A 20701-nucleotide genomic window follows, 5' to 3' on the forward strand; every position below is an offset into this window, starting at 1 on the left:
TCATTCCGCAGCCACTCCCATCCGCATCCGCTCCATCTCCACCAGCGCGCGGCGGTATTCGACCGGCATGACCTTGCGGAACTTCGGCCGGTATTCGCTCCAGCGGTCGAGAATTTCCTTGGCGCGGGTCGAGCCGGTGTAGTGAAGGTGGTTGGAGATGAGCTGGTAGAGCCGCTCCTCGTCGTGGCGCGTCATGTCCTCGGAAACGTCGACGCGTCCCTTGTGCATGAGGTCGCCGCCATGATGGTGCAGCTTCTCCAGCATGTCGTCCTCTTCCGGAACCGGCTCGAGCTCGACCATCGCCATGTTGCAGCGCTTGGCGAAATCGCCGCTCTCGTCGAGCACGTAGGCGACACCGCCGGACATGCCGGCCGCGAAGTTGCGTCCCGTCTCGCCGAGCACGACGACGATACCGCCGGTCATGTATTCGCAACCGTGGTCACCGACCCCCTCGACGACCGCGATGGCGCCGGAGTTGCGCACGGCAAAACGCTCGCCGGCCACGCCGCGGAAATAGCACTCGCCGGTGATAGCGCCGTATAGAACCGTATTGCCGACGATGATCGAGTTCTCCGCGACGATCTTGGAGTTTTCCGGCGGGCGCACGATGATGCGGCCGCCCGAAAGCCCCTTGCCGACATAGTCGTTGCCGTCGCCGACGAGATCGAACGTGATGCCATGCGCAAGGAACGCGCCGAACGACTGACCGGCCGTGCCGCGCAGCGTCACATGGATCGTGTCGTCCTTGAGGCCCTTGTGGCGCCAGCGCTTTGCAAGCGCGCCGGACAGCATCGCTCCGGCGGACCGATCGACGTTCCTGATCGGCACTTCGAAGACCACCGGCTCCTTGTTTTCAAGGGCGGGCTGCGACTTCTCGATCAGCTTGCGGTCGAGGATATCGTCGATCGGATGCTTCTGCCGTTCGGTCCAGAAGGTCGCGTTCTTTGGAGCCTCGACCTTGTGGAAGATTTTTGAGAAATCGAGGCCCTTGGACTTCCAGTGGGCGATCATCTCGTCCTTTTCCAGAAGCTCGACCATGCCGATGATCTCGTCGAACTTCGTAAAGCCGAGCGAGGCGAGGATCTCGCGCACTTCTTCGGCGACGAAGAAGAAGTAGTTGATCACGTGCTCCGGCGTGCCCTTGAAGCGCTTGCGCAGCACCGGATCCTGGGTGGCGACGCCGACCGGACAGGTGTTCAGATGGCACTTGCGCATCATGATGCAGCCGGCGGCGATGACCGGAGCCGTCGCGAAACCGAATTCGTCGGCACCCAGCAGTGCGCCGATGATGACGTCGCGGCCGGTCTTAAGACCACCGTCCACCTGAAGTGCGATGCGCGAGCGGAGCCCGTTCAGCACCAGCGTCTGCTGGGTTTCGGCAAGGCCGATTTCCCATGGGCTGCCCGCATGCTTCAGCGAGGTCAGCGGCGAAGCGCCCGTACCGCCGTCGAAGCCGGCGACCGTGATATGGTCGGCGCGCGCCTTGGCGACGCCGGCCGCAACCGTGCCGACACCCACTTCCGAGACGAGCTTGACGGAAATATCCGAGGTCGGGTTGACGTTCTTCAGGTCGTAGATCAGCTGCGCCAGGTCTTCGATCGAATAGATGTCATGATGCGGCGGCGGCGAGATGAGGCCGACGCCCGGCGTCGAATGACGGGTCTTGGCGACCGTCGCATCCACCTTGTGGCCGGGCAGCTGGCCGCCTTCGCCGGGCTTGGCCCCTTGCGCCACCTTGATCTGCAGCATGTCCGCGTTGACCAGGTATTCGGTCGTCACCCCGAAGCGGCCGGACGCGACCTGCTTGATCGCCGAACGTTCGGGGTTCTGGCTGCCGTCCGGAAGCGGCATGTAGCGGTCGCTCTCCTCGCCGCCTTCGCCGGTGTTCGACTTGCCGCCGATCCGGTTCATGGCGATGGCGAGCGTCGTATGCGCCTCACGGGAAATCGAGCCGAACGACATGGCGCCGGTCGAGAAGCGCTTGACGATATCGACCGCCGGTTCCACCTCGTCGATCGACACCGGCTTGCGGCCGATCGTCTCCGCCGACTTGATCTTGAACAGGCCGCGGATCGTGTTCATCCGAACCGCGCTTTCGTTCACCATCTCGGCGAATTCGCGGTAGCGGTCCTGGCTGTTGCCGCGCACGGCATGCTGTAGGGTCGCGACGACGTCAGGCGTCCAGGCGTGGCTTTCTCCACGCATGCGATAGGCATATTCGCCGCCGATATCGAGCGTGGTTGCCAGAACCGGGTCCTTGCCGAAGGCCGCATGATGGCGGGTGACGGTTTCCTCCGCGATCTCTTCGAGCCCGACGCCTTCGATGTTCGAAGCCGTGCCGAAGAAATACTTCTCGACCAGACCCGAAGACAGCCCGATCGCGTCAAAAATCTGCGCGCCGCAATAGGACTGGTAGGTCGAGATGCCCATCTTGGACATGACCTTGAGCATGCCCTTGCCGACCGCTTTGATGTAACGGTAGACGACTTCCTGGGCGTCGACTTCCTTCGGGAACTCGCCGCGCATGTGCATGTCGGTCAGCGTGTCGAACGCGAGATAGGGGTTGATCGCCTCGGCGCCGTAACCGGCAAGACAGCAGAAGTGATGGATTTCACGCGGTTCGCCGGATTCGACGACGAGGCCGACCGAGGTGCGCAGGCCCTTGCGAATCAGGTGATGGTGCACGGCGGCCGTCGCCAGCAGCGCCGGGATCGCGATGCGGTCCGGGCCGATCTGGCGGTCGGACAATACGATGATGTTGTAGCCGCCCTTGACCGCCGCTTCCGCCCGCTCGCAGAGCCGGTCGAGCATTTCCGGCATGCCTTCGGCGCCGCGCTCGATGTCATAGGTGAAATCGAGCGTCTTGGTGTCGAACCGGTCTTCGGTGTGGCCGATCGAGCGGATCTTTTCGAGATCGCCGTTGGTGAGGATCGGCTGGCGCACTTCCAGCCGCTTGGCGTTCGCCGCACCCTCGTGGTCGAGGATGTTCGGACGCGGGCCGATGAACGACACCAGGCTCATCACTAGCTCTTCGCGGATCGGGTCGATCGGCGGGTTGGTGACCTGCGCGAAGTTCTGCTTGAAATAGGTGTAGAGCAGCTTCGACTTTTCCGACATGGCTGAGATCGGCGTGTCGGTGCCCATCGAACCCACAGCTTCCTGGCCGGTCGTCGCCATCGGCGACATCAGGATCTTGGTGTCTTCCGATGTGTAGCCAAAGGCCTGCTGGCGGTCGAGCAGCGACACGTCGCGGCGCAGCGCCCGCGGCTCCACCGGCTTCAGGTCTTCGAGGATGAGCTGGGTCTTGTCCAGCCACTTGCTGTAGGGATGCTTGGTCGCAAGCTCGGACTTCAGCTCGTCATCCGAGATAATCTGCCCCTTTTCCATGTCGATCAGCAGCATCTTGCCGGGCTGCAGGCGCCACTTCTTGATGATGCTCTCTTCCGGCACCGGCAGAACGCCGGATTCCGACGCCATGATGATGCGGTCATCGTCGGTCACCATGTAGCGGGCCGGACGCAGGCCGTTGCGGTCGAGCGTCGCGCCGATCTGCTTGCCGTCTGTGAAGGCAACCGCCGCCGGGCCGTCCCAAGGCTCCATCAGGGCCGCATGGTATTCGTAGAAGGCCTTGCGTTCCGGCGCCATCGACTGGTTGCCGGCCCAGGCTTCCGGGATCAGCATCATCACGGCATGCGCCATGGAATAACCGCCGCGCACGAGGAATTCGAGCGCGTTGTCGAAACAGGCCGTATCCGACTGGCCTTCGTAGGAGATCGGCCAGAGCTTGGAAATGTCTTCGCCGAACAGCGGTGACGAGACTGACGCCTGGCGCGCCGCCATCCAGTTGACGTTGCCGCGCAGCGTGTTGATTTCGCCGTTATGGGCGACCATGCGGTAGGGATGCGCGAGCTTCCAAGACGGGAAGGTGTTGGTCGAGAACCGCTGGTGGACGAGCGCCACCGCCGTCTCGAACCGCGGGTCCGACAGGTCCTTGTAATAGGCTCCGACCTGGTAGGCGAGGAACATGCCCTTGTAGACGATCGTCGAGGACGACAGGGACACCGGATAGAAGCCCATGTCGACGCCGCCGAAGGCGTCGTAGATGCGGTTGGAGATCACCTTGCGGATCAGGAACAGCTTGCGCTCGAAATCGTGGTTGGTCGCGGCGTCCTTGCCGGCGCCGATGAAGACCTGGACGTGATGCGGCTCGGTAGCGGCGATATCCGGCGCCTTCGAGAGCGAAGAATTGTCGACCGGCACGTCGCGGAAACCGAGGAACTGCTGCCCCTCCTCCGCGATGACGTCCTCGATCACCTTCTTGTAGTGCTCGATCTCGTCGGCCTTGCGCGGCATGAAGATGTGACCGACGGCATATTCGCCCGCCTTCGGCAGGGTCACGCCCTGAGCGGCCATCTCCTCGCGGAAGAAACGGTCGGGGATCTGCACCAGGATGCCCGCGCCGTCGCCCATCAGCGGATCGGCGCCGACGGCACCGCGATGCGTCAGGTTTTCGAGGATGAACAGGCCGTCCTTGACGATCTGGTGCGACTTCTTGCCCTTCATATGAGCGATAAAGCCGACGCCACAGGCATCGTGTTCGTTGCGCGGATCATAAAGGCCCTGACCGGCCGGAATGCCGGTCGGGACAAACGGAATGCGAGCTTTCGTCTCGGCGGACATCGGGGCTTCAACGCCTGATATCTCGGAGATGGTCTTCGTCATCGTCATTCCTCCTGTTGGCCGCCTTCGGCAGCCGGCAAAGTGGCTCTCAATTGTCTCTTGGGGATGACAGACCAGGCTCCATCCCGTGATTCATGCAATGGCGCCGCTCCGGCACCAGATGCAGCTTCGCAGCGCAGCATAACCCGGATCGGCGTAAGCGTCAGCGGGAAAGAGGAGCGACTTGGCGCTTCATTTCCCGAAATTAGGACAGCACTTCTGTCCTAATTCTCAAAATCTATGCCATATAAGTTAACCGGCCACAAGAGCGCTTCATAAAAATCCGCCGCATTAGGCGACAGAAGATTACGCCGAATGCCGTAGATGTCGAAATTTAATTACGCCAGTCAGGCTTTTAAAGCGTGCTGCTTGCTGACCTAACCGTTTTGGGCCTTTGAGCGCGCTGGCCGATTGATTACCGGTTCAAAAGGATTAATCTCCGCCCGCCTTCCAAGCCAAAGTTTCCAGGGTGTTTTTCAGAATGTTTTTCGCTTCCGACAACTGGGCCGGCGCCCATCCGTCCATCAATGAACGCCTTTCCAGAGAGTCGACCCGGTTTGCCGCCGCGTATGGCAATAGCGACCTCGACAAGGCGGTCGAGGCCCGGTTCAACGAGATCTTCGAGCGCGACGTCTCCGTCTATTTCGTCTCGACCGGCACAGCCGCCAATTCGCTGTCGCTTGCCAGCATCGCGCGCGTCGGAGGCGTCGCCTTCTCCCATACGGAAGCGCATGTGATCGAGGACGAATGCGGCGCGCCAGACTTCTTTTCCGGCATGCGCATGGTTCCGGTCGAAGGCGAAGACGGCAAGATGGACCCGGAAAAGCTCAGCGCCCGCATCGCCGGCTTCCCGCAGGATTCGCTGCATCATGGCCGCGCCGCCGCCGTAACCCTCACCCAGGCGACCGAGACCGGCACCATCTATACGCTCGCCGAGATCGACGCGCTCACCGCCATCGCCAGGGCGAACGGCCTGCCGGTCCATATGGACGGCGCCCGTTTCGCCAACGCCCTGGTCTCGCTCGGCTGCACGCCCGCCGAAATGACCTGGAAGCGCGGTATCGACATCCTCTCCTTCGGTGGCACCAAGAACGGCTGCTGGTGTGCGGAAGCGATCGTCTTTTTCAATCCGGATCTCGCGAAAGACTTCGCCTTCATCCGCAAGCGCGCCGCCCAGCTGTTCTCGAAGACCCGCTTCATCTCAGCCCAGTTCGACGCCTATCTGCAGGACGGCCTGTGGCTCAACATGGCAAGCCACGCCAACAGCATGGCCGATCGCCTGCGCGCCGGGATCGCCTCGCTGAACAGCACCAGGCTTGCCTGGGAGACGACCTCCAACGAGGTCTTCGCCGTGCTCAACAAGGCGTCCGCCGAGGCTGCGGAAGCGCAGGGCGCCAAATTCTACGGCTGGCCGGCGCCGACCAACATGCCGGAGCCGGTCAGGAACGACGAAACCCTGATCCGCCTCGTCACCTCGTTTGCCACCACCGAAGAGGATATCGACCAGTTCCTGTCGATCTGCAGGGCGGGCTGAACGGCGCCGCGTTTCGATCTCCCAATGGGGTCAGCGCTATCGCCTAGGGGAAGTGAGGCGGTTCGGCATCCCTAACCCTCCCCCTTGTGGGGGTCCGGAGGACGGGACGGGGCAAGCGACCCGTCCCCGGTTGGTGGCCGGCAGGCAGGAGGGGTTTTCACACGGAGTGAAGCCCCCTCCCCAACCCCTCCCCACAAGGGGGAGGGGTTCCACGCTGCCTCGCTTGCCCTGCCCCGCGAGCCAAGCGCCTCCCCCAACAACCCTCAAGCCAAATTCTGCGGCGCGATCTGCGCCACGATCAGGCTCGACAGCGCCTCCGTGAGCGCGGCATCGGCGCCGCGCCGCGGAACCAGCACGAATTCCACGTCTTCGAGCACCGGCAGCCGATCCCCCGGGATTTCCTTCAGCCCCGAAGGCGCCATGCTGCGCGGCTGGACGAGCACGCCCATGCCGGCCCGCGCCGCCGCCGTCAGCCCGCTCAGGCTGCCGCAGGTGCAGACGATCCGCCATGCCATCTTTTCCCGGTCGAGCGCCTCCTGCGCCACCCGCCTGGTGATGCTCGGTGGCGGAAAGGCGATCAGCGGCAGGGCATCGCCGCGCGTCAGCACCAGATCGGGATCACGTGCCAGCCACACCAGCGGTTCGCGGTAAAGCAGCCGGCCATGCGTCTCCCCGATATGCCGCTTGGCGAGCACCAGGTCGAGATCGCCGATATCCTGCATCTGGTAGAGCACCGCAGAGAGCGCCACCGTCAGCTCCAGATCCACCAGAGGATATAGCCGGATGAAATCTTCGAGGATCGAAGTCAGCCGGCTCGCCACCACGTCCTCCGAAACGCCGAGCCGCAGCCGCCCGCGCAACCGGCTTTCGCCGAAAAGCGAGGCCACCTTGCCGTTCATGTCCAGCATCCCCCGCGCGTAACCGAGCAGCGCCTCGCCCTCCGCCGTCAGCTTCACCTGATGCGTATCGCGAAACACCAGCTGTCGCCCGAGCGACTTTTCCAGCCGCTGGATATGCTGGGTCACGGTGGACTGGCCGATGCGCAGACGCGCCGCCGCTTCGGTAAAACTGCCGGTCTGCTGCAGCATGACGAAACTATTCAGGTGATGAAGGTTCAGCATGGCTATCCGATATCGTGATAACTGTTAGTGTTTGCATCCTGCTTCATGATAAGGGAGAGGTAAATCCTCAAATTCGAGGAACCTGCCCCATGAGCCGTTTTCTGCCGGACCGTTTTACGGTCCTTCTCGTCTGCACCGTCATCCTCGCCTCGGTCCTGCCGATCCACGGCGTCTATGCCGACTGGTTCAACATCGCGACCGACATCGCCATCGGCCTGTTGTTCTTCCTGCACGGCGCGCGCCTGTCGCGCGATGTCGTGGTGGCGGGCATCCTGCACTGGCGCCTGCACCTGACGATCCTGCTGACGACATTCGCGATCTTCCCGATCCTCGGACTGATGATCGGCTTCATTCCGTCGGATATTCTTGCCCCGCCGCTCTATGCCGGCATCCTCTTCCTCTGCGTGCTGCCCTCGACGGTGCAGTCCTCGATCGCCTTCACCTCGATGGCGGGCGGCAACGTGCCGGCGGCGATCTGCGCGGCCTCCGGTTCCAACATCTTCGGCATGTTCCTGACGCCGCTGCTCGCCGGCCTCCTGCTGTCGACCACTGGTGACGCCGGCTTTTCCTGGGATGCGCTGGAAAGCATCCTGTTGCAGCTTCTCGCCCCCTTCGTCGTCGGCCAGATCCTGCAGCCCTGGATCGGCAACTGGATCCGCTCGAAGAAGAAGATCCTCGCGCCCGTCGACCGCGGCTCGATCCTGATGGTCGTCTACCTCGCCTTTTCGGAAGCGGTGATGGAAGGCCTGTGGCACACCTTCTCGGCGCTCGATATCGGCGTTGTCATCGTGGTCGACATGGCGCTTCTGGCGGTCGTACTGTGTATCACCATGTTCGGCAGCCGGGCGCTCGGCTTCAACAAGGAAGACGAGATCACCATTACCTTCGCCGGCTCGAAGAAGTCGCTGGCAAGCGGCGTGCCGATGGCCAACGCCATCTTCGCCGGCCAGTCCGCCTCGATCGGTGCCATCGTTCTGCCGCTGATGCTTTTCCACCAGATCCAGCTCATGGCCTGCGCCGTCATCGCCCAGAAATACGCCAACCGCCTGAAGGTGAAGAAGGATACGGTTGCGGCACCGGCTGCCGCCTGAGGGCCTGGCATTGCTCACCTTTTCCTGACACGAGATTGAAACCCAGGCGCTTTCCAAAGCGCTTGGGTTTTACTATATTGGGTCATGCCGACCATTCTACGTTTCGCTGGCCTGCGCGTCGTAATCTATCCGAACGATCACCGCCCCGCGCATGTCCACGTCAAGGGAGCCGGCGGAGAAGCGGTCTTCATCCTGAATTGTCCCGGCGGACCACTGGAGTTGCGGGAGAGCTACGGTTTCAAGCTCGCGGAACTCCGCCACATCGAGGAAACAGTCGCAGAAGAAATAGCCGCTCTTTGTGCGGCATGGAGTGCCCATCATGGCGATTTCTGAACAGGAACTGAGAGCAGCCGAGGAACGCATGCAGGCTCAGCGCGAAGCGGGTTATGCCGTCTCTGCCCGCTACGATCGACGCTCGTCCCGCATCGTCATCGGTCTCAACACCGATGTCCAGGTGGCAATCCCGGCAAGGAAGATCGAAGGGCTTTCCGAAGCTTCGGAGGAAGAGCTTTCTGAGATCGAGATCAGCGCTACGGGCCTGGGTCTTCACTGGCCGAAACTCGACGCCGACGTGTACGTCCCCGGCCTCCTGCAAGGCATTTTCGGATCGAAACGCTGGATGGCCTCTCAACTGGGTGCCGCCGGAGGCAAGGTCCGCTCGGCGACCAAAACGGCGGCGGCCCGAGAAAATGGCCGCAAGGGCGGACGCCCGCGAAAAATCGCCGCAAATTAACCCCCAGAACGAAAAACGGCCCTTCCCCCAAGAGGAAGGGCCGCATTGGGCGTGCTCAGTATATCGGCCGGCAACCCGGCAGCGGGTCAGTTGACCTGCTGCGGGGTGACCTGAGCCTCGATCGTCTTCGGAGCGACTGCGTCTGCGGCAATCGCGATGCGACGGGGCTTCATGGCTTCCGGAATGTTCCGGAGGAGGTCGATATGGAGCAGGCCGTTCTTCAGCGAAGCGGACTGCACTTCGACATGATCGGCGAGCTGGAAGCGGCGCTCGAAGGCGCGCTTGGCGATGCCGCGATAGAGGTATTCGCTCTGGTCGGCAGCGGCTTCGTCTTCGCTCTTTTCACCCTTCACCGTCAGCACGTTCGCATGGGCTTCGAGGCTCAGTTCCTTTTCGTCGAAACCGGCAACGGCCATGGTGATGCGATAGGTGTTGTCGCCGGTCCGCTCGATATTGTAGGGCGGATAGCTCGGGGTCTGGTCGGCCGGGCCACGGCTGTCGAGCAGGTTGAAAAGGCGGTCGAAACCGACGGTGGAGCGGTAAAGGGGAGAGAAATCGACGTGACGCATGGTGTCCTCCTTGGGAAGCGACGTTGCGGTTAAACTATGCTCCCGCATCCCGTAATGGCGATGTCGGTTGCGTTCAGCAGGCCCTTTGTGGCGCCCGCAGAGTTCAGATGGTGATTGGTTTTCGCGGCTTCAAGACCCCGGTTCGCGACGCGGTTTTACGCGTGAACCTGACATGAACAGCCCGTTTCGGGCCGGTTCAGGATCGTTTTGATAGAACAGACCGTGGAAGGCAGACTGTCTCTCGCGACCGAAGCTCCATTCGTCCCTTCGCTTCGGTCATCAATTGCCGGAATCGCTTTGGGTATCCCTAGACCCGCGATTCCGGCTTCTTTTTACCGCCCTCTCCCAAAAGAGAACCTTCAGCTCTCGTCCCGCGTCTCCAGCGAAGCACCCGGCAGATAGAGCAGGATCGGCCTGATCTCGTAGATAGCCGTAGGATTGGCGCGGCGAAGCTCCCGCGCCGCCGCAATAGCTCCGTCGATGGTCGGAAAATCCACCACGTAGAAGCCAAGCAGCTGTTCCTTGGTCTCGGCAAACGGACCGTCGATCACCATGCCCTCGCCCTTGCCACGCAGGGTCACGGCGCCCTCCGTCGGGCCGAGCCGTGCGGCTGGCCCCAAGGCCTTCTGCGCAACCAGGCGGTCGTTGATCTGCAGCAGATCGACCATCAGGGCCTCGTCCTCCTCCTGTGTCCAGGATTCGACCACCCCCTCCTGGTGATAGGCAAGGATTGCGTAGTACATCGGTTTCTCTCCCACATGATCCATCGGCTGGCGCCGATCCGGCCTCCTCACGCACACTTCATTGCCCAGGCGGACCGACAAACATCCTGAAATCTGTAAATACGGTTGAATACACATGTTTGACCGCCAGGGTGCAAGCCTCCGGTTTCTCCGAAATCGCCCCGGCGCCTCATTGAATGCCACTCACCGCGCTTTTCCCTTGACGTCCCGCCGCCTCTGCCTGACGCTGACCGGCATGAGCGAAGCGGCAGATTCCATCGACGACATTCTCCACCCGACGCCCGGCAATCCGGCCCCGGCCAACCACACGGCCGGCTATTTCACCGGCCATCGCGGCACCAGATTGCGCTACGGCCTGTTTCGCTCCGAGATATCGCCGGCGATCGGCACGATCGTGCTCATGCAGGGCCGCAACGAGTCCATCGAGAAATATTTCGAGACGATCCGCGACCTGAACGCCATGGGCCTCTGGGTCGCGACCTTCGACCTGCGCGGCCAGGGCGGCTCGCAGCGGCTGACGAAAAATCCGCGCAAGGGCCATGTCCGGCGCTTTTTCGACTATGAGCGGGATCTCGAAATCTTCCTCGAGCACATCGTGCTGCCGGACGCCCGCCTGCCCTTTTTCCTGGTCGCCCACTCGACCGGCGCCCTGATCGCGCTGTCGGCCGCCCCGCGCCTGTCCAACCGCATCAACCGGATGGCGCTCGCCGCCCCCTATGTCGCGCTGTCCGGCCAGGGCCTGCCGGAAGGGCTGATCCGCTCGCTCGCCGGCCTAGCAAGCTGGACCGGCTTCGGCCGGCTCTCGATGGGCGCCAACCGCAGCAACCGCCCATTCGAAGGCAATCCGCTGACCTCGGATCCGAAACGTTACGCCCGCAACATGGAGATCGCCGCCACCCATCCGGAGCTCGCGATCGGCCCGCCGACGGCCCGCTGGCTGCATGAGACCTTCAAGGCCGCGCGCCGCGTGTCCTCCCAGTCGCACCTGACGAAAATCACCATCCCGACCCTGATCCTCGCGCCCGTCCTCGACGCCATCGTCCCCTATGCGGCGCAGGAGGAGCTGTCGCGCAATTTCCGCGCCGGCCAGCTCATCACCATCAACGGCGCGCGCCACGAGCTTTTCCACGACAGGGATATCTACCGCGCCCAGGCGCTTGCGGCGATCGAGGCCTTCATGCCCGGCCAGGACGGCGGCTTGGGGCTTTCCGAAACCGCGGCTTGACGCCGGCCTATCTTGCGACCTATTGGCCGGACAGCAGCTTCATCGCCTGCGCATGAACGGCCTTGCTGCCGGCCGCCAGGATATTGCCGCCGTTTTCCGGGCGCCCGCCGTCCCAGGTGGTGATGATACCGCCCGCTTGCTCGATGATCGGGATCAGCGCGCCGACGTCGTAAGGTTTCAGGTTGTTCTCGACGACGATGTCGATATGCCCCGAGGCGAGCAGCACATAGGCGTAGCAGTCGCAGCCGTAGCGGAACAGCCGCACCTTTTCCTCGACGGAGCGGTATTTCGCCAGGTCCTCGCCGCCGAAGATATGCGGCGAAGTGGTGAACAGGGTGGCGTCGGCAAGGCTGCCGCAGTCGCGCACCGAAATCTGCCGCTCGCCGTCCGGGCCGAAATACCAGGCGTTCCTGCCATCGGCGAAATACCGCTCGCCGATGAACGGCTGGTCCATCAGGCCCATCGCGGCGCGGCCGTTCGACTGGAAGCCGATCAGCGTCCCCCAGACCGGCAGGCCGGAAATGAAGGCACGCGTGCCATCGATCGGATCGATCACCCAGACATGTTCGCGGTCGAGGCCGACATTGCCGTGCTCTTCGCCGAGAATGCCGTGCTGCGGAAACGTCTCGGTGATCAGCGCCCGGATCGCCGTTTCGGCGGCGCGATCGCCTTCCGTCACCGGGTCGAACCCGCCCTGCTCCTTGTTGACGACGGAAAGTCCGGTCCGGAAGCGCGGCAGGGTCTCGGCCTTGGCGGCATCGGCAAGCGCATGGAAGAAATCGCGATCGGGAAGCATGGGAAAGGTCCGCTGATGGAGGGTGATCCTTTCTAGGATACTCGCCGAAACCTGAAAACCGGATTCGCGCGCCCACGGCCAGAAAATCAAAAAACAACCTGCCGCCGCCGAAAAACTCATCAATCCGCCTAAAAATGGCGCATATTTAATCAGTTGAAAAAGTTGCTTGACATTTGTGCATCGCACTCGTAGCTTTGATGCACAGTCTTTGACTGTAAATACCCTCCTTGGGTGTTTCCTCCCTAGACTTAGCCGCGCCCACAAGCGCGGTTTTTTTTGCCCGCGATCGAGCCGGCAGCCGGCCATAATGCCGGCGACAGACCAAACCTGTGGAAAACTTCGGAGGAGTTATTCGGCCGCGAGCGCGCTGTCGCCGCCGGCAAAATCGGCGACGAAGTCGGCCATCTGCCGCATGAAGGTGGAAAGCGAGGCCGCGATCACCGGAAATTCCGGTCGCCTGTCGAGCGTCGCCTCATCCACGTAGAGCGCCCGGTTGATCTCGATCTGCAGCGCGTGCAGGCCGCGCACCGGCCGCCCGTAATGTTCGGTGATGAAGCCGCCGGCATAGGGCTTGTTGCGCACCGCCGAGAACCCCATGCCGTCGAGGAACTGCATCGCCGCCCGAGAGAGTTCGGCAGACGCGCTGGTGCCGTAGCGGTCGCCGATGATGAAGTCCGGCCGCACGTCCGAACCGGAGAGCCGGATATTGCCCGGCATCGAATGGCAGTCGATCAGGATGGCGAGCCCGAAACGGGCGTGGGTGCGGGCGATCAGCTTGCGCAGGCAGGCATGATAGGGCTTGTAGATCGTCTCGATACGCGACATCGCCTCGTCGACCGGCAAGCGGCGGCGATAGATTTCCATGTTTTCCGCAACGATGCGCGGGATCGTGCCGAGCCCGCCCGCGACCCGCATCGAACCGATATTGACGAAAGGCGGCAAAGGCCCGTCGAACATGCGCGGATCGAGCTCGTAGGGTTCGCGGTTGACATCGAGATAGGCACGCGGGAAATGGGCTCGAAGCAGCGGCGCACCGAGCTCCGGCGCATCGGCGAAAAGCTCGTCGACATAATGGTCTGCGGAGCGGCGGATGGAGAGTGAATCGAGCCCGCTCTCGGCGAGAAATTCAGGCGGATAGAAGCTGCCGCTGTGAGGCGAATTGAAGACGAAGGGGATGGTCTGCGTGACGGGCTCCATCACTTCGAACTGTGCAAAATCACCTGCGTTGCAATCCATCCTGCCTTTACCATGTCACGAACTTGTTCAGGAACTCATGTTGCCAGTTGCCCGACGCGAAGTCCATACTATCTATACCCTACCAAATCCTCTTCCACCCCCATTAAACGGATGTTTACCGCGCGTTGGCAGTGTAAGAGATACCGACAACTCTAAAATTTTGCATTGGATAACGGTCCTGGAGATGATTCAGAAAATCCTTCTCGCCGAAGACGATAACGACATGCGTCGTTTCCTGGTGAAGGCGCTTGAAAAGGCGGGCTACAAGGTCGCGTCCTTCGACAACGGCGCGAGCGCCTATGACCGCCTGCGCGAAGAGCCCTTCTCGCTGCTCCTGACCGACATCGTCATGCCGGAAATGGACGGGATCGAGCTTGCCCGCCGGGCGACCGAACTCGACCCGGATCTCAAGGTGATGTTCATCACCGGCTTTGCGGCCGTCGCGCTGAATTCTGATTCCAAGGCTCCGAAGGACGCGAAGGTCCTGTCGAAGCCCTTCCACCTGCGCGATCTGGTGGATGAAGTGAACAAGCTGCTCGCGGCCTGAGGCCCCGAAAGCCCTGATCTGCAAGGCCTTCAAAAAACCTTCGCATTTCATGGCAAAAACCTGTTGACGGCCCGACCAGTCTATGGTCTATGCGCCGCCACGGATGGGCGTGTAGCTCAGCGGGAGAGCACTACGTTGACATCGTAGGGGTCACAGGTTCAATCCCTGTCACGCCCACCATCCGGATCCCCTGCCCGTGCAGGCGTTTATGAGGTTGACGACATAACCCATTGTCCTCCCTTATTTTATTTGCCCAGGTTTCGCCCATGAAATCGCCGTTTGGCGGTTTCCAAGTGATGCGGTGAATGGTGCCCGTAGGTGTCACGGATCGTCTTTTCGGAAGTCCCGGTGAAGCCCGACACCTCCCAAAACGGAACACCCCGCTGAAGCATCCAGGTGATGCACGTATGCTTCATCACATGCGGCGTCACCTCGTCACCGAGACCCGCCAACTCGCATGCTCGACCCCATCCGCGCCTTTCTTTCTTGATCAGGCGGCCCGCGTATTCGATCGGCCCGACGTTGGAGATCTGCCGCCAACGAATGACATGCGGCATGAGGTTGTCGGGAATAGGAACCGGTGTCCGGCGCTTATTCGTTTCTGCCTGCCCCTGCCCTCGCCGATAGAGAATGCCATGATCGAGGTCGACCCACCCGCCGACCGAATTTACCTCCCAGCGCAAGGCAAGGATCGCCTCATGGCGAGTGCCGGTGTAGAGACCGAGGAGAATGAACCGTGCAACATGATATGCCGGCTTAAACATCCTGCCCCATTTGACCGGCTTTCTTGTTTCAACGTCGACCGCGATCGGAACAATGCCCAACGCCCCCGCCAAAAGCATCGCCGCCTCAGAGCGACTAAGCCAACGCTCGCGGGCGGGAGATTTCGCCGGAAAGGTCACAGGCACAGGGTAAATTAGCTTTCGCTCCTTATGGGCGAAGTTGAGCGCCGAAGCGAGCGATTCGAGTTCCCGCCGCGCCGTGCCCGGCTTTACGGCACGCTTGCCCACCTTTCCTTCGGTTCGCGCCGCGACGTACGCTCGGCACGAGGTGCCGTCAATAAACGAACACATCTTATCGCCAAAGTATTCCAGCAAGGTTGCGATATGCCAGCCAACCAATTCCGGATGAGCAAGCTCTGGCGCACGGTGAAGTCCATAGAAGGCAAGCACGTCAGCGATTGCAACCTCCCCCGGATGACCCTGGCGCCAATCAGGGCGATGCTTTTTCGCTAGATAGGCTTGGAGTGCGCCTTCAGCTTGAGCGCGATCGAACTCGCCGCAGCCCGTGCTGCGCTCAGTCGTTCCGTCGAGTATGACCCATTGTCCGGGTCGACCAGAGCGTGGTTTGCGCCAGTGAAGCCGCGCTCCCTTTGATTTTCGCGGCATCTCATCCTCATATCGGCGATATCATTAAGCGTTGTGTAAATTTTCCCCGCAACTCGCTCGGAGGCGAGATTGCCCTTCTCAATTTCGCGACGAAGGCCGCTGATGGTCATCGAGCCGTCTGGGAATCCAAGCTTTGCGGCCACAGCCAACCTTAAAGGGCTGTCCATCCGAATTTCGCCAGCAGCTATCACCTCACACGACACCAATGACGCCTCCGATGCAGACATAACTGACGCCATTTGTGCCAGTAGCGTTACTGACGCTGTATTTACACTTCTCACAATGCATGTCAAGGCTTACTTGTGCTGGTAGCCCAAGGAGATCCCATGCCCGACCCTCGAGAGAAGCGCGTTCCCTTCATGATGTCAGATCGTGAACTCCTGGAGGTGGATGAGTGGCGGTTCACCAACAGAGTGGCAACCAGAGCAGATGCGTTGCGACGCCTTTGCAAACTTGGTCTTGCGCTGGATCGTATCCTGCCAAGATTGGAAGACGCGATCACTGAGGCGACTGTAGTTGCTAAAAAGGCAGCCAGAGAGCTTACGGGCACCTCGAAGTCATCAAAGCAGCATCAAAACGTGCCAGCGGAACTTGCCCTTACATCGATGAAGTTGATCACCTCGGTCCGGGCGATGACCAAACTAGCTCGGGTGTTCAGAGAGTATGAGAATCCGGAAGAGAAACTGAAGGAACTGGATGAAAGCGCTGACGAACTGGCTGCGGCTTTCAAAGTCATGGAAGGTTTCCTTCGGAAAAACACTCCGTCGGTGTGATTCCGCGCGTTTTGGCGTGACAATTACGATTTCCGACAATTTTGCACTCGAAGCAACCTTCGGACTAGTTGCTCCATCACCTTAACCCGTTGCGGCGGTTGCGGGTCCTCGACGCTATCGCAGGTAGCTCCAGATCGCGGCAATCGCGACGATGACAACGATCGCAGCGAGCCCCACGGCCCTCCAGCTCCGCCCTCTATCAGGCCGAAGATCTTGAACCTCGCGTAATCTTTGGGGTCTTTTGCAGGCATGGCGCACCTTTCTCTAAAAATAGGAGTGGTGCTGCCTGCTGCTGCGCATGTGGAAGTCTGGCCCTTCCGCTTCAAGGGCAACTGGAATCTGGATGAATCATTTTCGACGTTTTCCCCAACTTGACTTTGCCCAGACTTGTTGCAGCCGCACCGGGCCGCAATGGTCATGGGGGCGAGAGGGGGCCTCGCCGAGGGCGCTAAGCGAACGGTCGGTAGGCGCAGTCGTCATGAGAATTGCTGGCCATCTGCGGATTTCTACCTAATTGTAAAAACCAGGAGAACTACCTTTGATTGACAAACGCCAAATAATATCTTATAAGTTGTAGTGCGTTGCTGATTGTCACCTAATTTGGTCATAGCGGCGAATGCCCCACTGAGCGCCATTTTGGCGCTCTTTGCTTTTCAGGAGACCGCAAATGCACACATCGTCAAGCGTACCTTCGAGCACACGTTCATCGAAGATTTCACTGCCACCGGTTTCGATACTCGGTGGAATATCGACAATACCCGCCGTGACGCCGAAGGCAGCAACGGCAGCGGCCGAAGCCCCCACCGCCATGCACATCCTCGTCGGCCTCGATGATCAAGGCAAGGCGCACGCTTCCTGGTTCGATGAAGAGGATGGCGATGCCGTAGCCCTCGCCGCCGACCTGATGGATATGGCACTCCTCGACATCACCAACGTCGAGCTGGCCGAAATTGCCGCGAAGCTGCCGCGAGGCAAGCTCTTCGAAAGCGGCAAGGCGTTTGTGCCGTTCGTCAAGCGAACAGTCTACGATCAGCTAGCTAAGCACTTCGACGAGGAGTTCGTCACCGCGACCGCTTCCCGGGTTGAAGCTGCACGAGTCGCCGCTGCCGAAGGCTATGCCAAGGCCAGCAAGGGCGAAGTGCCACCGCGCCAGCCGGAGGATTGGTCGAAGTTGATGGTCGGAGACCTCGTGCTGGCCACAGACGATCCTGACGAGGGCTGGTTCGAGGCAACGGTCCTTGAACAGGCTGCTGATGGCCGCTTCCGGCTGCGCTGGTGCGGTTGGCCGGAGCTGCCCGACTTCACCCGGGCCATCGCCGATATCGCCCTGCTACATCCAAAACATGCGGCGGCGTGAAATGAAGATGGGAACGATCACCATCTTGCCGATGATAGACGTGGGTCACCTCGGGATACCGTCACCGATGACAAGCGAAAGCCATTCAGGGCGAAGCCGTGTTCGTGAATTGAACGACGTGCTGCGGCAAACCTTCACCACCGGGCGGGTCATGCTGACCAAGGCGGTGCAGGAACTTCCCGAACACGACCGAACGCAGGTGCTGCGGGCCGTTCAGGAATTCAGCACTTTCACACCGGCAAACGACCCGCACGGCGAGCATGACTTCGGCAGGGTGACGGTTGCGGGCGAAGCTTACGTTTGGAAGCTCGACTACTACGACACCGATCTCCAGCACCTGTCGCCCGACCCTGCCGACGCCTCGGTCACAAGCCGCGTCATGACCATCATGCGGGAGGACGAATATTGATACCCTCCCCGCTAGAGATAAACCCACGAAGCCGCGATCAATTCGCGGCTTCTTTTTTATCAGGTGCCATTCGCCTTCCGGCCGGCCTTAAGTGGGGACGGCCGAGGTTCGGCAGGGTCAACTTCTGCGAAGAAGCTTCCGACATTGACCTGAAGCGCCGCCGCCAAATCCTCCAGCACAGAAATCGTTACGTTCTCTTCACCGCGCTCGATGCGGCCCACGTACGAACGATCTATTGCCGCCTCAAGCGCAAGCCGTTCTTGAGAAAGGCTTCGCTCGACACGCAGCTTACGCAGATTCCAACCGATGAGTTTGCGGGCGTCCATGAGGGCCCACATGGGCACACTGAGTGCTTGACAATCGACGGACTGTCAGTCCCATATTCTTTCGACCTGTGTCGCGCGCCAACCGGGCGGTGTGCCTTGCCTGTCACGCGACAACTATCGTTCCAAAGGAAACTCATAATGACCGCTTATATGAACGCCATGCGCCACTACTTCGACTTCTCCGGTCGATCGACGGTGGCGCAGTTTTGGTATTACTACCTCGTCCTCCTCGGGCTGGCGGCGATCACCTTCATCATCGACGTCGCGATAGGTGGAGGCGGCGAGCCGCGGCCGCTGCTCTCTGCCGTGGTGGTGATAGGGCACTATATCCCGTCGCTGGCGATCACCGTCCGGCGCCTTCACGACAGCGGCAAGAGCGGTTGGCTAGTGCTGCTGTGCCTCATTCCTCCCGTCGGGATCGTCGCCTTCATCGTCATCGGCTGCATGCGGTCAACGTCGGAGCAAAACCGGCAGGGCTTACCGCTTCGGCCCCACCCGCATTCGGCCACTGCGGCCCCCGCAGCAGTGTCTCAGCCAGCAGGTGGGTCGGTGGTCGAACGCATCGAGAAGCTCGCCTCGCTGCGCGCCTCTGGCGCGATTGATGACGCCGAGTACGCACACTTGAAAGACCAGGTCTTGAACGGCGGGGTTCGCTGATGCTGCGAAACCTTGCCTTGCCGTCCTCGCGCCGGGCAGCATCACCTCAAACAGTTCGTGAATTTGGAGGAACAATGAAAATCGCGATCGGAATTATTTCCATGTTTTTGGGGCTGCTGGTGCTGCTGCAGTCCTGCACCGTGGGCACAGCCTCTCACATGCTTGGTGAGCAAGCCACGGCCGATGCCGGTGCGGTCGGCATGCTGGTCGGGCTTCTCTACTTCATCGGCGGAGCATTTTCGTTCGGCCTGCCAGTGGTAGCCATGATTGTGTTCGCGGTGGCCTCGCTGCTGGCTTTCGCGGCCGGTGCGAGCGTGAGCTTCAGCGACATGACCGTTTGGGCCGTGGTCGCCCTGATCCTCGCTGTTGGGGCGTTTTTCATGTGGCGTTCGGCCCGCAAGGCAAAGGCGGCGACGAACAATGCGTAGGATCACGACCGCGGCCTTGACTTTGATTGGCCTGCTGGCGGGAGCAGGTAATTCTCGCGGCGAAGAGCTGTCCTATTTCGTTGGAGAGGTGTGGGGGGTGTGGCAGCACCTTCCCGCGAAGGACCAAGCTGATCCTGACGAAAAACCCTATTGCATGCTCGGAACTCGAACATGGCCAAACAGGGGCCTGAACTTTATGTATGTTCTCACCAGCGTCGATTACATCGAGCCCCGCCTGCAGATCTATTCGAAGAATTGGGAGCTGCCGGTCGGCAAGAAGACGGAGGTCAGTCTAGTCACCGTCGCCGGTCCTCTAGGCTTCGAGCTCGCGGCTGACAGCCGCAGTAACCTGACAGGCTCGGTGGACCCCAAGAGGATCGGTCCGGATAAATCCTTTAGCCTCGAAGCTGCGTTGTCTTACATGCTGGATTCACGCCGCACCGGCATAAGCATGCGGGTTAAATTCGCTGGCAACGAGCCGGAATGGTACATTCCGCCAATGGGTCAGCTGGAAACGCATCGTGTCAATGGTCAGCTCAACCGTTGCCTAGCCGACCTTCGTGGCAAAGCGGCTGATTTATACAGGCTCGACAGCCGTAAGCTTGGTGACAAGACCTCGCCAGTTGCGCAAGAGTAGCATTCTCCGATTATTTCGGTCCTTGGCGCCCTCCTCAGTTTGAACGCTCGGCACGGATAATCCTCGGGATATGTTGCCTGCAACTCAGTTGCCACTAATATCGAGGTCGGCTTCCTCCGCCGCTCGCAGGAATGCGAGCCGCGCCTCGGCGACTGGGCGGCTACCACTCATGACGTCGAGGAAAATTTCGCGGGCCCGAAAGAACTGCGCTTCAGCGTCGCTGATACGCCTCCACTGTAAGCGGTGTGTTCTCCACGCATTGACCAAAGCTCGATAGGCGTTCCCGATAATCACTGCTGCCACATTGATGGCAAGAATGCGCCGACACCGGACATTACGCGGCTGCCGCAAAACGCCCTATTCTGGGACGTTGCAAAAATCAGGAAAAATGTCGCTTTAATTGGGAGACTTG

Annotated in this window: 23 protein-coding genes and 1 tRNA gene; 13 read left to right on the forward strand and 11 right to left on the reverse strand. The window is 60.9% G+C overall.

From position 1 onward, the window contains the following. Complete coding sequence (gene gltB / locus J2X76_RS10820) at nt 1–4680, reverse strand: glutamate synthase large subunit (protein ID WP_310216542.1); 4680 nt, start codon at nt 4678–4680, stop codon at nt 1–3. 520 nt (nt 4681–5200) lie between these two features. Between gltB and J2X76_RS10825 the strand changes: the two genes are divergently transcribed. Next, nucleotides 5201–6253 (forward strand): low specificity L-threonine aldolase, encoded by a 1053-nt coding sequence (locus J2X76_RS10825; protein ID WP_310215823.1) that lies wholly within the window; start codon nt 5201–5203, stop codon nt 6251–6253. A gap of 263 nt (nt 6254–6516) precedes the next feature. Here the strand turns inward: J2X76_RS10825 and J2X76_RS10830 are convergent, their stop codons facing one another. Next, on the reverse strand, nt 6517–7374 hold the full coding sequence (locus J2X76_RS10830) for a LysR family transcriptional regulator (RefSeq protein WP_310215825.1): 858 nt from the start codon (nt 7372–7374) through the stop codon (nt 6517–6519). 89 nt (nt 7375–7463) lie between these two features. On the opposite strand from J2X76_RS10830, the gene J2X76_RS10835 reads away from it, so the two are divergent. The 3 genes from J2X76_RS10835 (at nt 7464) to J2X76_RS10845 (ending at nt 9198) form a co-directional block, all read left to right on the forward strand. Beyond that, on the forward strand, nt 7464–8465 hold the full coding sequence (locus tag J2X76_RS10835) for a bile acid:sodium symporter family protein (protein ID WP_310215827.1): 1002 nt from the start codon (nt 7464–7466) through the stop codon (nt 8463–8465). 84 nt (nt 8466–8549) lie between these two features. After that, nucleotides 8550–8798, forward strand: a complete 249-nt coding sequence (locus tag J2X76_RS10840) for a DUF4160 domain-containing protein (protein WP_310215831.1) — start codon at nt 8550–8552, stop codon at nt 8796–8798. Then, a complete protein-coding gene (locus J2X76_RS10845) occupies nt 8785–9198 on the forward strand; it encodes a DUF2442 domain-containing protein (protein WP_113286658.1) in 414 nt (137 codons plus the stop codon). The genes J2X76_RS10840 and J2X76_RS10845 overlap by 14 nt, the downstream gene beginning before the upstream one ends. 86 nt (nt 9199–9284) lie before the next feature. On the opposite strand, the gene J2X76_RS10850 is transcribed toward J2X76_RS10845, so the two are convergent. After that, on the reverse strand, nt 9285–9767 hold the full coding sequence (locus J2X76_RS10850) for an Hsp20 family protein (protein ID WP_113129488.1): 483 nt from the start codon (nt 9765–9767) through the stop codon (nt 9285–9287). Nucleotides 9768–10126: 359 nt separating this feature from the next. Further along, nucleotides 10127–10510 carry a YciI family protein gene (locus J2X76_RS10855; RefSeq protein WP_310215836.1) on the reverse strand — a complete coding sequence of 128 codons (384 nt, stop codon included), beginning with the start codon at nt 10508–10510 and terminating at the stop codon, nt 10127–10129. Between the two features lie 235 nt (nt 10511–10745). On the opposite strand from J2X76_RS10855, the gene J2X76_RS10860 reads away from it, so the two are divergent. Continuing rightward, complete coding sequence (locus J2X76_RS10860) at nt 10746–11735, forward strand: alpha/beta hydrolase (RefSeq protein WP_310216545.1); 990 nt, start codon at nt 10746–10748, stop codon at nt 11733–11735. 19 nt (nt 11736–11754) lie between these two features. Here J2X76_RS10860 and hisN read toward each other — a convergent pair whose 3' ends face one another. Both hisN and J2X76_RS10870 read right to left on the reverse strand, forming a co-directional pair. Next, on the reverse strand, nt 11755–12531 hold the full coding sequence (gene hisN / locus J2X76_RS10865; protein ID WP_113129500.1) for a histidinol-phosphatase: 777 nt from the start codon (nt 12529–12531) through the stop codon (nt 11755–11757). Nucleotides 12532–12879: 348 nt separating this feature from the next. Further along, nucleotides 12880–13767, reverse strand: coding sequence for an N-formylglutamate amidohydrolase (locus J2X76_RS10870; protein WP_113129491.1), 888 nt, complete (start codon nt 13765–13767; stop codon nt 12880–12882). A 184-nt stretch (nt 13768–13951) separates the two neighbouring features. On the opposite strand from J2X76_RS10870, the gene cpdR1 reads away from it, so the two are divergent. Both cpdR1 and J2X76_RS10880 read left to right on the forward strand, forming a co-directional pair. Further along, nucleotides 13952–14314, forward strand: coding sequence for a response regulator CpdR1 (gene cpdR1 / locus J2X76_RS10875; protein ID WP_037077221.1), 363 nt, complete (start codon nt 13952–13954; stop codon nt 14312–14314). A gap of 105 nt (nt 14315–14419) precedes the next feature. Continuing rightward, nucleotides 14420–14494, forward strand: a tRNA-Val gene (locus tag J2X76_RS10880). Nucleotides 14495–14559: 65 nt separating this feature from the next. On the opposite strand, the gene J2X76_RS10885 is transcribed toward J2X76_RS10880, so the two are convergent. Beyond that, nucleotides 14560–15486, reverse strand: a complete 927-nt coding sequence (locus J2X76_RS10885; RefSeq protein ID WP_310215844.1) for a site-specific integrase — start codon at nt 15484–15486, stop codon at nt 14560–14562. A 59-nt stretch (nt 15487–15545) separates the two neighbouring features. After that, nucleotides 15546–15812 carry a hypothetical protein gene (locus J2X76_RS10890; protein ID WP_310215846.1) on the reverse strand — a complete coding sequence of 89 codons (267 nt, stop codon included), beginning with the start codon at nt 15810–15812 and terminating at the stop codon, nt 15546–15548. A 216-nt stretch (nt 15813–16028) separates the two neighbouring features. On the opposite strand from J2X76_RS10890, the gene J2X76_RS10895 reads away from it, so the two are divergent. Then, nucleotides 16029–16475, forward strand: a complete 447-nt coding sequence (locus J2X76_RS10895) for a hypothetical protein (protein WP_113286730.1) — start codon at nt 16029–16031, stop codon at nt 16473–16475. A 591-nt stretch (nt 16476–17066) separates the two neighbouring features. Here the strand turns inward: J2X76_RS10895 and J2X76_RS10900 are convergent. Then, nucleotides 17067–17285: a hypothetical protein gene (locus J2X76_RS10900; protein ID WP_113319073.1), complete on the reverse strand. Its 219-nt coding sequence runs from the start codon at nt 17283–17285 to the stop codon at nt 17067–17069. Between J2X76_RS10900 and J2X76_RS10905 the strand changes: the two genes are divergently transcribed. Together J2X76_RS10905 and J2X76_RS10910 are read left to right on the forward strand one after the other, a co-directional pair. After that, a complete protein-coding gene (locus J2X76_RS10905) occupies nt 17284–17832 on the forward strand; it encodes a hypothetical protein (RefSeq protein ID WP_113319072.1) in 549 nt (182 codons plus the stop codon). The genes J2X76_RS10900 and J2X76_RS10905 overlap by 2 nt on opposite strands. A 7-nt stretch (nt 17833–17839) precedes the next feature. Beyond that, nucleotides 17840–18241: a DUF3768 domain-containing protein gene (locus J2X76_RS10910; RefSeq protein WP_310215850.1), complete on the forward strand. Its 402-nt coding sequence runs from the start codon at nt 17840–17842 to the stop codon at nt 18239–18241. Nucleotides 18242–18300: 59 nt separating this feature from the next. Here J2X76_RS10910 and J2X76_RS10915 read toward each other — a convergent pair whose 3' ends face one another. Beyond that, on the reverse strand, nt 18301–18567 hold the full coding sequence (locus J2X76_RS10915) for a helix-turn-helix domain-containing protein (protein ID WP_113286739.1): 267 nt from the start codon (nt 18565–18567) through the stop codon (nt 18301–18303). Between the two features lie 138 nt (nt 18568–18705). Between J2X76_RS10915 and J2X76_RS10920 the strand changes: the two genes are divergently transcribed. The 3 genes from J2X76_RS10920 to J2X76_RS10930 all read left to right on the forward strand — a co-directional run bounded on the left by J2X76_RS10920 (nt 18706) and on the right by J2X76_RS10930 (nt 20289). After that, nucleotides 18706–19224, forward strand: coding sequence for a DUF805 domain-containing protein (locus J2X76_RS10920; protein WP_113286732.1), 519 nt, complete (start codon nt 18706–18708; stop codon nt 19222–19224). Between the two features lie 74 nt (nt 19225–19298). Beyond that, the gene (locus tag J2X76_RS10925; RefSeq protein WP_113286733.1) at nt 19299–19652 is read left to right on the forward strand and encodes a hypothetical protein; all 354 of its coding nucleotides are present in this window, start codon (nt 19299–19301) and stop codon (nt 19650–19652) included. Next, nucleotides 19645–20289, forward strand: a complete 645-nt coding sequence (locus J2X76_RS10930) for a hypothetical protein (protein ID WP_113286734.1) — start codon at nt 19645–19647, stop codon at nt 20287–20289. Before J2X76_RS10925 ends, J2X76_RS10930 begins: the two co-directional genes overlap by 8 nt. Before the next feature lie 84 nt (nt 20290–20373). Here the strand turns inward: J2X76_RS10930 and J2X76_RS31605 are convergent, their stop codons facing one another. Further along, nucleotides 20374–20592, reverse strand: a complete 219-nt coding sequence (locus J2X76_RS31605; protein ID WP_405030022.1) for a DUF982 domain-containing protein — start codon at nt 20590–20592, stop codon at nt 20374–20376. Nucleotides 20593–20701: the final 109 nt, after the last annotated feature.

It is taken from the genome of Neorhizobium sp. 2083 (assembly GCF_031455615.1).
GTDB lineage: Bacteria > Pseudomonadota > Alphaproteobacteria > Rhizobiales > Rhizobiaceae > Neorhizobium.